Consider the following 12,220-nt stretch of genomic DNA (forward strand, 5'->3'; position numbering starts at 1 on the left):
CGTGTGCCTCATACACGCGGGGGGCCTTCCTGTTACCGGTCAGCTGGTGGCCGTCACGCCCCGCCCAGCCGCCCGTCGAGGGAGAACCGTCGGCCAGTGAGCCAACGCCGCCGTCGCCGAATACCAGGCAACAGCCCCCGCAGCGACACCGAACCACCCACCAACCTTGCTCAGCCCGTCGTTACCGGCGAACTGCGCGATGGCGAGCAGCACGAGGGAGACGAAGAACAACCCGTATGTCCCCTGGGTGAGTTGGTCCCCACCCGCGAGCGCCACGGAGAGGGCGACGAGGGCGAACAGGACCAGGAACAGCCCCGCCGCGTTGTCCGAGGCGGAGCCCCCCGCGGACACGGCCCAGGTGAACCAGAGCGCGCCGAACGCGGTGAACGCCGTACCGGTAGCCGTGTCGCCGTCGCGGAACGCGAGCAGTCCGACGAGGAAGAGGGCAACTCCGCCCACGTAGTGGGCGATTGACACGGCGTCAGCTGTAGAGACCCCGTTGATGACGTTCGTGTACCCGAGCCCGAAGGCCAACAGGGTGATTCCCAGGGCGAGTCGGCCGACGATCGAGGTGGTGCTTCCCGCAGAGACGTCATTGTCCACGGCGGGCTCCCTTCATGCATGTGCGTTTGTGCGGTGTGACCGATATATGCCCTTCACAAGGACACAAACACCTCTGCACAACAGGGAATTCGGAGCCGACCGCCGAGTTGGACCTACGACTTACGGGATGACGACGACAGGCCGCTGCGCCCGCTTCGCGAGCCGCCCCGCGACGGACCCGAAGATGCGCCCGACGATCCCGTGGGTCGAGCCCACGACGATCGCGTCCGCCTCGTACTCCCGCCCCACCTCTTCGAGTTCATGGCAGATGTCGCCGCCACGCTCGACAAGGATCCAGGGCACTTCCGCCAAGTACTCGGCGCACGCCAGCTCCAGACCCAGCACCTCGGTGCGGTGGTCCGGCACATCGACGAAGACCGGTGGCTCGCAGCCCGCCCACACCGTGGTGGGCAGCCGGTTGGCGACATGCACGATGACCAGGCCCGAGCCCGAGCGATGGGCCATGCCGATCGCGTAGGCGAGGGCACGCTCACTGGACGTGGAGCCGTCGAAGCCGACGACCACTCCGTGCTTGAAGGCTGGATCGCAGGAATGACGTGGCTGTTCCGCCGCCAGGGGCTCGGCCGCCGTGGGATCGGCGACGGGGCGCTTGCGGTCCGCTGGTTCGAAAGATTCGTGACCGGCCATGGGTGTCTCGGCTTTTTGATCCTCTTGGGAGGGGACAACAGTGTGCGGCGGAGCTGTGTCCGGAGCTGTGTCCGGGAATCATCTTCCCAACCCCATACCCCCCAGGGTACGGCGCCAGTCCTCCTTAGCCCATATCCCGCACACGCTCCGGCGGAGTTCCCCGGAGCATGCACGAGGGGGCGCCCGTAACGCAATGGTTGCTGCCCCGTACAGGCGGTTTGCACAGGATTCACTTATCCGCCGCCGTCCATGTCCCTCCATGGACTGCCCTACAGTGACCGACGCATCGAACACGCGTTGAACCCGGCGAGCCGCCGCCCCAGGGAGCACGCCATGTCCGGACACCGCACGACCTCCGAGGCACACCCCAGCCACGACAGCGCCACCGACGTGGTCCGCTGGGCGGTCTTCAGCTGCGTCCTCGTCCCCGTGGTCCTCCTCTGGTACGGCACCTCGTTCGCCGGCGCCACCGGTACGGCCCTGGGCCTCGCGGCCGTCACCGCCGCCTGCCGGGTGCTGCTGCGCCGCTCCGAACAGGGCGAGGCCCGGCTGCTGCCCGAGGAGCAGGCACCGCCACTGGCCGAAGAACACTCCCCGCACCGCGGCCACCGCCACCGGGCCCCGGCGGGGGCGCACAGGGGCGGGCGGCACGCCGGGGGAAGTACACCGGTCGACTGACCGGTTTCAGCGCACGCGCCCGACGCTTTTCAGCCAACTTCCGGCCACCGCGCATCTGTTGTCCGAACCACCCCCCAACCCCCGTTCCACCTGCACCGAAAGGGTCTGGGGGGCCTTGCGCACCCTACGGGGATTGGCCACTACGACGAGGCGCACTTCCCTGCACGGCCCACGAGTGCAACGCTTCGTGATCGAATGCTTCACGCCAAGTTGCCATGTCGACAATGTGCCGGTTGCCGAACTGGTCACCCCGGCACCACTGGACACAGTAGATTCGATCTTGACGTCTTACGGCGGGGGACTCGTGCAGGACCGAGGGGAAACGTGCTGGAGCGACAAGCCCGACAAGATAGGGGCGACGCGACCACCGAGGGGGGCTTAGCAGGATGAGCCACGACTCCACTGCCGCGCCGGAAGCCGCGGCCCGGAAGCTTTCCGGGCGACGCCGCAAGGAGATCGTCGCGGTGCTGCTGTTCAGCGGCGGCCCCATCTTCGAGAGTTCCATACCGCTGTCGGTGTTCGGAATCGACCGGCAGGACGCCGGAGTTCCGCGCTACCGCCTTCTTGTGTGCGGTGGCGAAGAAGGACCGCTGCGCACGACCGGCGGGCTGGAACTCACCACACCGCACGGCCTGGAGGCGATCTCACGGGCGGGCACCGTCGTCGTGCCGGCCTGGCGGTCGATCACCTCGCCGCCGCCGGAGGAGGCACTCGACGCGATCCGCCGTGCGCACGAAGAAGGCGCCCGCATCGTCGGCCTGTGCACCGGCGCCTTCGTGCTGGCCGCGGCGGGCCTGCTGGACGGCCGTCCCGCGACCACCCACTGGATGTACGCGCCGACGCTGGCCAAGCGCTATCCGTCGGTGCACGTCGATCCGAGGGAACTCTTCGTCGACGACGGTGACGTGCTGACGTCCGCCGGTACGGCGGCCGGAATCGATCTCTGTCTCCACATCGTGCGGACGGACCACGGCAACGAGGCGGCCGGCGCGCTCGCCCGGCGCCTGGTGGTCCCCCCGCGCCGAAGCGGCGGTCAGGAGCGCTACCTCGATCGGTCTTTACCAGAGGAGATCGGCGCCGACCCGCTCGCGGAGGTCGTCGCCTGGGCGCTGGAGCACCTCCACGAACAGTTCGACGTGGAGACGCTGGCGGCACGCGCGTACATGAGCAGGCGTACGTTCGACCGCCGCTTCCGCTCGCTCACCGGGAGCGCTCCCCTGCAGTGGCTGATCACGCAGCGGGTGCTCCAGGCGCAGCGTCTGCTGGAGACGTCGGACTACTCGGTGGACGAGGTCGCGGGCCGCTGCGGCTTCCGCTCGCCGGTGGCCCTGCGCGGCCATTTCCGGCGCCAGTTGGGCTCGTCGCCCGCCGCCTACCGGGCCGCGTACCGCGCCCGCAGGCCCCAGGGCGACAAGCAGGCGGACGGCGACGGCGCCCCGGGTCAGCCCGGCGGTCCGATGCCCCTGGGTCCGGCCGGACTGCCGCCCGCGCTGCACCCGGACGGCCCGGTCCCGATGCAGTCGCGGCGTACGGCGGCGAACGCGCTGTCGGCGACGGCGTCCGCGTCGGCCTCCGCCGAGGGGAACGGCCGTGAGGCGTACGCCACAAGCCGGGCCGCGAGTCTGCCCGGCCAGCGGAGCGCGACGTAGCAACCGCACGCCCCCGGAGGTCTCTCGCAGGAGATCTCCGGGGGTTTCCGCATGTACCGGTGGCACAAGGTCGGCGCACGGTCGGCTCAGCCGGGCGGCACGCACCTTAAGGTTAGACACATGAACGATCGCATGGTGTGGATCGACTGCGAGATGACCGGCCTCTCGCTGTCAGACGACGCTCTCATCGAGGTGGCCGCCCTCGTCACCGACTCCGAGCTGAACGTGCTCGGCGAAGGGGTGGACATCGTCGTCCGCCCGCCGGACCAGGCGCTGGAGACGATGCCGGACGTAGTACGCCAGATGCACACCGCGTCCGGCCTGCTCGACGAGCTGGCCGGCGGCACGACGCTGGCCGACGCCGAGGAGCTGGTCCTGGCGTACATCCGGGAGCACGTCAAGGAGCCGGGCAAGGCCCCGCTGTGCGGCAACTCGGTCGGCACCGACCGCGGTTTCCTGCTCCGTGACATGCCGACGCTGGAGGAGTACCTCCACTACCGCATCGTGGACGTGTCCTCGGTGAAGGAGCTGGCGCGCCGCTGGTACCCGCGGGCGTACTTCAACAGCCCCGAGAAGAAGGGCAATCACCGCGCCCTCGCCGACATCCGCGAATCCATCGCCGAGCTGCGCTACTACCGCGAGGCGATCTTCGTCCCGCAGCCCGGCCCGGACTCCGAGACGGCCCGCACGATCGCCGCGAAGCACGTCCTGCCCACCTCGTAAAAGGCGTGCGCGAGCACCCCTTCGGACCCTGTACACTTTTTCTCGGCCGGTCGGAAACTTACAGAGTGAACGACCGGGCATGGTGGGTGTAGCTCAGCTGGTAGAGCACCTGGTTGTGGTCCAGGAAGTCGCGGGTTCAAGTCCCGTCACTCACCCTGAGTAATCAGCCGGTGACTTCGGAAACGAGGTCACCGGCTGATTCGTTTTCCGGAGCCTCTCATGCACCCAGCGCGCATCCGCACCCCCCGTCTCGACCTCCTCCCCCTCCGTGCGGAGCACGCCACCGAGATGGCCGCCGTCCTCTCTGACCCGGCGCTCCACACCTTCACCGGCGGGGCTCCCCTCACTCCCGCCGCGCTGCGCACCCGTTACGAGCGCCTGGTCGCCGGTTCCCCGGACCCGGCGGTCTGCTGGCTCAACTGGGTCATCCGCCTCCGCACCGACTCCCGTCTCACGGGCACCGTCCAGGCCACCGTGACCGGGTCCGAGGCCGAGATCGCCTGGGTGGTCGGAGCACCCTGGCAGGGCCGCGGCCTGGCGAGCGAGGCGGCGCGGGGCCTGGTGTCCTGGCTCGAAGAACAGGCGGTCCCTACGGTCGTCGCGCACATCCACCCGGATCATCGGGCATCCGCGGCGGTCGCCACGGCGGCGGGCCTCACGCCGACCGACCAGTGGCAGGACGGTGAGGTCAGGTGGCAGCGCGCCACGCGTCCGTGAACTCCCGTACGCCCGCGAACCGTTCGGCGGGATCGGCGCGGGTAGCCCTTTCCAGCACGGCGAGTTGACCCGCCGTACCCCGCCAGGCCCGCTCCCCCTCCCCCGCGTCGAGAAGGAGCCGGGCGGTGCGGCCGAGGGCGTAGACCGTCGTGCGGATGTCGATGCGGGCGCCGTGGTGCCACTCCTCGGGGGCCATGAAGCGGGCCGAGCCCGGGAGGCGGTCGCCCTGGAGGACGAAGGGGCCGGGGCGGTACTCGTCGAGGTCGACGAGGTGGAGCGCGTCGCCGTAGAAGTCGTAGAGGAACGCGCCGTCGTAGAGGTCGACCGCCACCATACCCGCCGCCTCCACCGCGAGGTGGGCGTCCAGGACGCGGTCGATCGCGCGGTGGACGGAGGCGAGGGACAGGGCACGGAAGCGGGCGCGGGCCGGGCCGTAGAGGGATTCGCCGGGGCGCCAGGGCATGACCGCCGCCGTGCGGCCGCTGTCCGTCACGGTGATGCGGTGCAGGTGCGGGACGATCGCCGGGTGGCGGACCGCGCGGTGGAAGGCCCAGGCGCGGTCAAGTGAGGCCTGGGCGGGGGCTGTTGTGGCCGCTTTCACGAACCAGCGCTCGCCGTCCGGGAGTTGGACGGCGTAGCCGACGCATCCGGAGTCCTGTTCGCCGAAGGTGCGGAAGATCTCGCCCACGGCGCGGAGGTACGGCTCGGTCGCGGGGATCTCGTCGACGGCCAGGAGGGGATGGCGACGGGGTGTCATGGGCAGCAGTCTGTCCGAGCGACCGCTCCCTCATGAAGACGCGCGCGTCACCAACTCCGTTGCCAGCACCGCGTGTTGTCGCTCCGGGCCGCGGGGAGTCGCCGGGCGGCGGTCCGCGATCTCCGCGAGGAGGAGGTCGATCATCGCGCGGCCCATCTCCTCGATCGGCTGGCGGACGCTGGTGAGGGGCGGGTCCATGTGGCGGGCGATGGCCGAGTCGTCGTAGCCGACGAGGGCCACGTCGTCCGGGATGCGGCGGCCCTCCTCGCGGAGGACCTGGCGGGCGCCCGCCGCCATGACGTCCGAGCCGGCGAAGACCGCGTCGACGTCGGGGCGGCGGGCCAGCAGTTCCTTCATCGCGCGGCGGCCGCCCTCCTCCGTGAAGTCGCCCGGCTGGATGAGGTGTTCGTCCAGTTCGTGGCCCGCGTCGAGCAGGGCCTCGCGGTAGCCGGCGACGCGGCGCTGGGCGCCGTAGACGTCCAGGAGGCCGGTGATGTGGGCGATGCGGGTGCGGCCGCGGGACAGCAGGTGTTCCACGGCGGAGCGGGCGCCGCCGTAGTTGTCGGAGTCGACCGAGGTCAGGGGCTCGGCGGCCGAGCGGGGGCCGCTGATCACCGCCGGGATCTCCAGCGCGGCCAGCAGGTCCGGCAGCGGGTCGTCCGCGTGGACCGAGACGAGCAGGACGCCGTCCACCCGGTGGGCGGCCAGGTACTGGGCGAGGCGCTGCCGCTCCCGGTCGCTGCCCGCGAAGATGAGCAGCAACTGCATCTCGGTGTCGGACAGTTGGGTGCCGACGCCCTTGAGCATGTCGGAGAAGTACGGTTCCGCGAAGAAGCGGGTCTCCGGCTCGGGGACGACGAGGGCGATGGCGTCCGTGCGGTTGGCGGCGAGCGCCCGGGCCGCCGTGTTCGGGACGTACTCCAGCTCCGCGACCGCCGCCTCGACGGCGGCGCGGGTCGCGTCGCTGACCCGGGGCGAGCCGTTGATCACCCGGGAGACCGTGCCGCGGCCCACACCGGCACGGGCGGCGACCTCCTCCAGGGTCGGCCGCCTGCCGCCCCGGTTCCGCCCACCGCTGACCGCCATGGTCGCCGCCTTCCGTTCGCAGCTTTCAGGCCAGGAATGTAACAGCCGGGGCCCGGACGCCCCGCCCTCCATCGTCCCTCGTCGGCCGGGGTCACCGCCCGCCGGGACTCACCCGTCCTCGCCGGCCGCCGGCAGCGCGTTCCCGCGGATCACCCCGGCGTACCAGTGGGCGCTCGCCTTGGGGATGCGGCGCTGGGTGGAGTAGTCGACGTAGACGGCGCCAAAACGCTTCGAATAGCCGTAGGACCACTCGAAGTTGTCGAGCAGGGACCACAGGAAGTAGCCGCGGACATCGGCTCCGTCGGCGACCGCCCGGCGGACGGCGTCCAGGTGGGCGTGGAGGTAGGCGATGCGCTGCGGGTCGTTGACCAGGCCCTCGGGGGAGACGTAGTCGTCGAAGGCCGCGCCGTTCTCCGTGACCATCAGCGGCAGCCCGGGGTGCGAGGCGGCCAGGTCGGTCAGGAGGGTGTGCAGGCCGCTGGGGTCGATCGCCCAGTTCATCGCCGTGAGGTGGTCGTTGGCGAGGTGGAAGTCGACGTTCTCGGAGCCGGTCCACGGTGAGTGGTCGCTCGCGCCGTGGCCGTCGTTCTTGGTGGCGCCGTCGCCCGAGCCGGCCGAGACGACGGTCGGCGCGTAGTAGTTGACGCCGAGCACGTCGATGGGCCGGGAGATCTCGGCCAGGTCGCCGTCGCGCACCAGCTCCGTCCAGTCGACGAGGTGCGCGGTGTCGGCGAGCAGGTCCTCGGGGTAGGCGCCGTCGAGCAGCGGGCCGGTGAAGATCCGGTTGCCGACCGCGTCGATACGGCGGGCGGCCTCCGCGTCCTCGGGGCTGCCGGTGAGCGGGCGCACCTGGTGCAGGTTGAGGGTGATGGAGGTCTGCGCGGTGGCCGGCAGCACCTCGCGCAGCGCCCCGACCGCCAGGCCGTGCCCCAGGTTGAGGTGGTGCGCGGCGCGCAGGGTGGCCGCCGGGTCGGTGCGGCCGGGGGCGTGCACGCCGGAGCCGTAGCCCAGGAAGGCGCTGCACCAGGGCTCGTTGAGGGTGGTCCACAGGCCGACGCGGTCTCCGAGGGCCCGGCCCATGATCTCGGCGTACTCGGCGAAGCGGTACGCCGTGTCGCGCTGCGGCCAGCCGCCCGCGTCCTCCAGCTCCTGCGGCAGGTCCCAGTGGTAGAGGGTGGCGACGGGGGTGATGCCGGCCGCGAGGAGTTCGTCGGCGAGCCGGCGGTAGAAGTCGAGACCGCGCTCCACGGCGGGTCCGCGTCCGGTGGGCTGGACCCGGGACCAGGAGATGGAGAACCGGTACGCCTTCAGGCCGAGGTCCTTCATCAGCGCCACGTCGTCGCGGTACCGGTGGTAGTGGTCGGCGGCGATGTCACCGGTGTCGCCGTTGCGCACCTTGCCCGGGGTGTGGCTGAAGGTGTCCCAGATGGAGGGGGTCCGGCCGTCCTCCGCGGCGGCGCCCTCGACCTGGTAGGCGGCGGTGGCGGCGCCCCAGACGAAGCCCGGGGGGAAGGAGGTCGTGGACGCCGGCGCGGCCTTGGTCTCATGTCGTACGGCGGTCATGTGAGCGCTCCCGAAGTGGAGTGGGTAAAAGCCGGACGGTGGTCCGGCGATGAGGGGGGAAGCGGTCGGGGCACGACGGTGGGCGCCCGGCCGGGTACGGCCCGCGTGCGGGGCGGGCCGTACGGGAGGGTGAACTGGGCCTGCGCGAGCGGTAGTTGGCCGCCCGGCGTCAGCCCTTGACGGCGCCCGCCATGATGCCGCCGATGATCTGCTTGCCGAAGATCACGAACACCAGCAGCAGCGGCAGGGTGCTGATCAGCGCTCCGGCCATGACGATGCTCTGGTCGGGGGTGTAGGAGGCGCTGAGCTGGCCGAGCGCGACCTGGATGGTGGGGTTGTCCTGGTTCAGGGCGAGGAAGGGCCAGAAGAAGTCGTTCCACGCCTGCACGAAGGTGAGCATCCCGAGCACCATCATCGCGGGGCGGGCGGCGGGCAGGACCACGTTCCAGACGATGCGGATGTTGCTCGCGCCGTCCACCTTGGCCGCCTCGATGAGCTCGTAGGGCAGGGCCTCCAGCAGGTACTGGCGCATGAAGAAGACGCCGAAGGCACCGACCAGGGTCGGGAAGATCACCGACTCCAGTTTTCCGCCCCAGCCGATGTCCGCCATCATCATGAACAGCGGTACGACGCTGAGTTGGGGCGGGATCGTCAGGGTCGCGATGACCGCGGTCATCAGGGCGCCGCGACCGCGGAAGCGCATCTTGGCGAAGGCGTAGCCGGCGAGGGTGCAGAAGAACAGCGTGGCCGCGGTGATGGAGCCGGCCACGACGACGGTGTTGACGATGGCCTTCCCCAGGTGGGCCTGGTCCCAGGCCGACTGGAGGTTGGTCCACAGCCGGCCGCCCGGCAGCAGCGGCGGCGGGCTGTCGAGGACCCGCTGCTGGTCGTGCGAGGCGGCCACCAGCGTCCAGTACAGCGGGAAAACCGAGCCGAGGCCGACGATGATCAGGGCCGCGTAGGTGAACGGGCCGCCCTTGAGCTGCTGGCCGGCGCCGATCTTGAAGCGTCGGCGGCCGGTGCCGGGGGTGACGGGAAGAAACGCCGGATCGAGGTCCGGCGCGGTCGGAGTGGTGCTGGTCGTGGTCATCGATTTCGCTCCCGTCACGCCGCGCTCCTGCGCAGGACCCGGCCGACGATCAGGTTGATCAGGGCAATGAGCAGCAGCAGGACGAGCATGGCCCAGGCGACGGCCGCGGCTGGGCCCAAGTGCCCAAGCTTCCAGCCGTAGTTGAAGAGGTAGATGCTGAGCGTCTCGTACTGGTGCTCGCTGCCTCCGGTGGAGCCGAGCGTGCCGCCCTGGAGCAGCAGCGGCTCACCGAACAGCTGCATGGAACCGATGGTCGAGATGACGATGGTGAACAGGATCGTCGGCCGCAGCGAGGGGATGGTCACCTTGCGGAACTGCTGCCAGCGCGTCGCCCCGTCGATCGAGGCCGCCTCGTACAGGTCCGTGGGCACGGCCTGCATGGCCGCCAGGTAGATCAGGGTGTTGTAGCCGGTCCAGCGCCAGATCACGATGGCCGAGATGGCGAACTTGGACGACCACTCCCCGTTGCCCCAGTCGGTGTTGCCGATGCCGACGAAGTGCAGCACCCAGTTGAGCAGCCCGCCGTCGGCCCGGAAGACCAGGGCGAAGACGAGGGCGGCGGTGGCCACCGAGGTGGCGTACGGGGTGAGGATCACCGTCCGCCAGAACGTGCTGGCGCGCAGCTTGTAGTTGAGCAGGTGGGCCAGGCCCAGGGCCATCAGGAGCTGCGGGACGGTCGAAATGACGCCGATGACAAAGGTGTTGGTGACCGCGGTCCAGAACTCGGAGTCCTGGAGGATCTTGGCGAAGTTGTCCCAGCCGACCCACTCGGACTGGCTCAGGCTCGTCATCTCCACCCGGTGCATGGCTATCCAGCCCGTGTACAGCATCGGGTAGAGGCCGAAGGCACCGAAGATGAGGAAGAAGGGGGCGATGTACGCGTACGGCGACGCCTTGTCGTCGAGGCGCCACAGGCGGGTACGCCACACGCTGGGTTCTTTCGGTACGGCGCCGGCCCCGCCGGGTGGCGGGGTGGGGGCGCCCCGTGTGGGGGTTGTGGTTGCCACGGAGGGAGTCCTTCCCTGGATCTCGGCCGGGTACGGGCAGGGGGCGGGCGCGGGGCCGGGCTCCTTGCCCGGGACACGTCGTCGCCGTCGGGCCGCCGGTCGGGCGGACACGGTGCGGCGGCGTCCGGTGAGTGTGCGCCGAACACCGCGGAAAAGACCGGCACTTGACGACCGGGGCCGGTGCGGACGGCCCCGCGCCTACGGCGGGAGCCGCCGCGCGGCCCCACGCACGCGGCGCGGTGCGGGCGGCCGCCGGGCCGCCCGCACCGCTGCCTGTGTCAGCCGATCACCTTGTCGATCGAGTCGGTCGCGGCCTTCCACGCCTTGGCGGGCTTGGTGCCCCGCTGCTCCATGTTGTTGATCTGCGTGGAGATCGTGTCCTTGATCGTGCCGTCCTTCGCGCCGAGCACGGCCTCCGGGATGGCCTTCGCCTCGTCGGCGTAGATCTGGCCGATCGGGGCGTTGTTGAAGTACGGCAGCGTCGCGTTCTTCACGCTGGCGAGGTCGTAGGCGCCCTTGTTCGACGGGAAGACGCCGATCGCCTTGAACACGGCGGCCTGCTGCTCGGGCGCGGTCAGCCACTTGACCAGGTCGGTGGCCGCCTTGACGTTCTTGCCGCTCTTGGGCACGGCCAGGAAGGAGCCGCCCCAGTTGCCCGCGCTGGTGCCGGGCGCACGGGCGATGTCCCACTTGCCCTTGTAGGCGTCACCGGAGTTGATGGAGATCTGGCCGGCCATCCAGGCGGGGCACGCCACGGTGGCCACGGTGCCCTTGCGCAGCGCCGCCGTCCAGGCGTCGGTGAACTGGGGCAGACCCTCGGTCAGCTTCTTGGACGCTGCTTCCGCGGCCAGGTTCCAGCCCTGCTGCACGGCCGGGCTGTTCTTGTAGATCGCCTTGCCGGAGGCGTCGTAGTACTGCTCCGCGGAGGAGCTGACGACCGCGTTGTACATGGCGCTCGCGGAGTCCATGAAGTAAGTCCCCTTGGGGGCCTTCGCCTTGAACTTCTCGCCGAGCTTGAGGTAGTCCTCCCAGCCGCCGGCGACGGCCTTGGCGACCGAGTCCCGGTCGCTGGGCAGACCCGCGGCCTTGAAGAGGTCCGAGCGGTAGCACAGGGACATCGGGCCGATGTCGGTGCCGGCGCCGATGACCGAACCGTCCGACGCGGTGGCCTGCTTCTCCTTCCAGGAGACCCAGTCACTCACGTTGATCGACTTGCTCAGGTCGGTGAACTTGGCCGCCTGGGTGTCGACGACCTCCTTGATCCGGCCGACCTCGATGCCCTGGACGTCCGCGAGGCCACTGCCCGTGTTCAGCTGCTGAAGCAACTTCGGGTAGTAGTCCGCCTCGTTGGCGGTGACGTTCTCCTTGACCGTGATCTTCGGGTGCAGCTTGTGGTACTGGGCGAACAGGCCGGCTTCCTTGTAACCGAACTGCCCGTAGTCGGCCACCGTGAGAGTGATGTTCCCGTTCGAGTCCTTGGCGTCCGAGGAGCTGTCGTCGCTACTGCAGCCGGTCAGCAGCAGGGCGGAGGCCGTCAGGACCGTCGTGGTCAGGGCCGCTGCTCTGCGGCCGTGGCCGCCGCCGGTACGGGTGATGCGCATTCCACTACTCCTTGTTCCAGTGGGGAACGGGGTCTCAGGAATCGGACCGCCGAGGCTCGGCGATCCGGACCTGTCCTCTCGTTTCGAGCAGCGGCCAG

The 12,220-nt window shown here is 70.2% G+C and carries 12 protein-coding genes and 1 tRNA gene; 5 read left to right on the plus strand and 8 right to left on the minus strand.

The features are described from left to right. Positions 1–39: 39 nt before the first annotated feature. Complete coding sequence (locus R2B38_RS13745; protein WP_318016492.1) at positions 40–603, minus strand: GPR1/FUN34/YaaH family transporter; 564 nt, start codon at positions 601–603, stop codon at positions 40–42. A gap of 120 nt (positions 604–723) precedes the next feature. Then, complete coding sequence (locus tag R2B38_RS13750; protein WP_019065779.1) at positions 724–1,251, minus strand: universal stress protein; 528 nt, start codon at positions 1,249–1,251, stop codon at positions 724–726. 333 nt (positions 1,252–1,584) lie between these two features. Here R2B38_RS13750 and R2B38_RS13755 point away from each other — a divergent pair, with 333 nt between their 5' ends. The 5 genes from R2B38_RS13755 to R2B38_RS13775 all read left to right on the plus strand — a co-directional run bounded on the left by R2B38_RS13755 (position 1,585) and on the right by R2B38_RS13775 (position 5,018). Continuing rightward, positions 1,585–1,929: a hypothetical protein gene (locus R2B38_RS13755; protein WP_318016493.1), complete on the plus strand. Its 345-nt coding sequence runs from the start codon at positions 1,585–1,587 to the stop codon at positions 1,927–1,929. A 386-nt stretch (positions 1,930–2,315) separates the two neighbouring features. Beyond that, positions 2,316–3,578, plus strand: coding sequence for a GlxA family transcriptional regulator (locus R2B38_RS13760; protein WP_318016494.1), 1,263 nt, complete (start codon positions 2,316–2,318; stop codon positions 3,576–3,578). Between the two features lie 120 nt (positions 3,579–3,698). Next, positions 3,699–4,301 (plus strand): oligoribonuclease, encoded by a 603-nt coding sequence (orn, locus tag R2B38_RS13765; protein ID WP_078652613.1) that lies wholly within the window; start codon positions 3,699–3,701, stop codon positions 4,299–4,301. Between the two features lie 82 nt (positions 4,302–4,383). After that, positions 4,384–4,456 (plus strand) — tRNA-His (locus R2B38_RS13770). A gap of 64 nt (positions 4,457–4,520) precedes the next feature. Beyond that, complete coding sequence (locus tag R2B38_RS13775) at positions 4,521–5,018, plus strand: GNAT family N-acetyltransferase (RefSeq protein ID WP_318016495.1); 498 nt, start codon at positions 4,521–4,523, stop codon at positions 5,016–5,018. Here R2B38_RS13775 and R2B38_RS13780 read toward each other — a convergent pair. From R2B38_RS13780 to R2B38_RS13805, 6 genes are all read right to left on the minus strand, one after another. Continuing rightward, on the minus strand, positions 4,990–5,775 hold the full coding sequence (locus R2B38_RS13780; RefSeq protein ID WP_318016496.1) for a serine/threonine protein kinase: 786 nt from the start codon (positions 5,773–5,775) through the stop codon (positions 4,990–4,992). The two genes, R2B38_RS13775 and R2B38_RS13780, sit on opposite strands and share 29 nt — an antisense overlap. A 30-nt stretch (positions 5,776–5,805) precedes the next feature. After that, on the minus strand, positions 5,806–6,861 hold the full coding sequence (locus tag R2B38_RS13785) for a LacI family DNA-binding transcriptional regulator (protein WP_318016497.1): 1,056 nt from the start codon (positions 6,859–6,861) through the stop codon (positions 5,806–5,808). A 108-nt stretch (positions 6,862–6,969) separates the two neighbouring features. Next, on the minus strand, positions 6,970–8,424 hold the full coding sequence (locus R2B38_RS13790) for a GH1 family beta-glucosidase (RefSeq protein ID WP_318016498.1): 1,455 nt from the start codon (positions 8,422–8,424) through the stop codon (positions 6,970–6,972). A gap of 169 nt (positions 8,425–8,593) precedes the next feature. Then, entirely contained in the window at positions 8,594–9,514 is a 921-nt protein-coding gene (locus tag R2B38_RS13795; protein WP_318016499.1) for a carbohydrate ABC transporter permease, read from the minus strand. A gap of 14 nt (positions 9,515–9,528) precedes the next feature. After that, positions 9,529–10,521, minus strand: a complete 993-nt coding sequence (locus R2B38_RS13800) for a sugar ABC transporter permease (protein ID WP_318016500.1) — start codon at positions 10,519–10,521, stop codon at positions 9,529–9,531. 278 nt (positions 10,522–10,799) lie between these two features. After that, complete coding sequence (locus tag R2B38_RS13805; RefSeq protein WP_318016501.1) at positions 10,800–12,122, minus strand: ABC transporter substrate-binding protein; 1,323 nt, start codon at positions 12,120–12,122, stop codon at positions 10,800–10,802. Positions 12,123–12,220: the final 98 nt, after the last annotated feature.

The sequence above is a fragment of the Streptomyces sp. N50 genome, assembly GCF_033335955.1.
Taxonomy (GTDB): Bacteria; Actinomycetota; Actinomycetes; order Streptomycetales; family Streptomycetaceae; genus Streptomyces.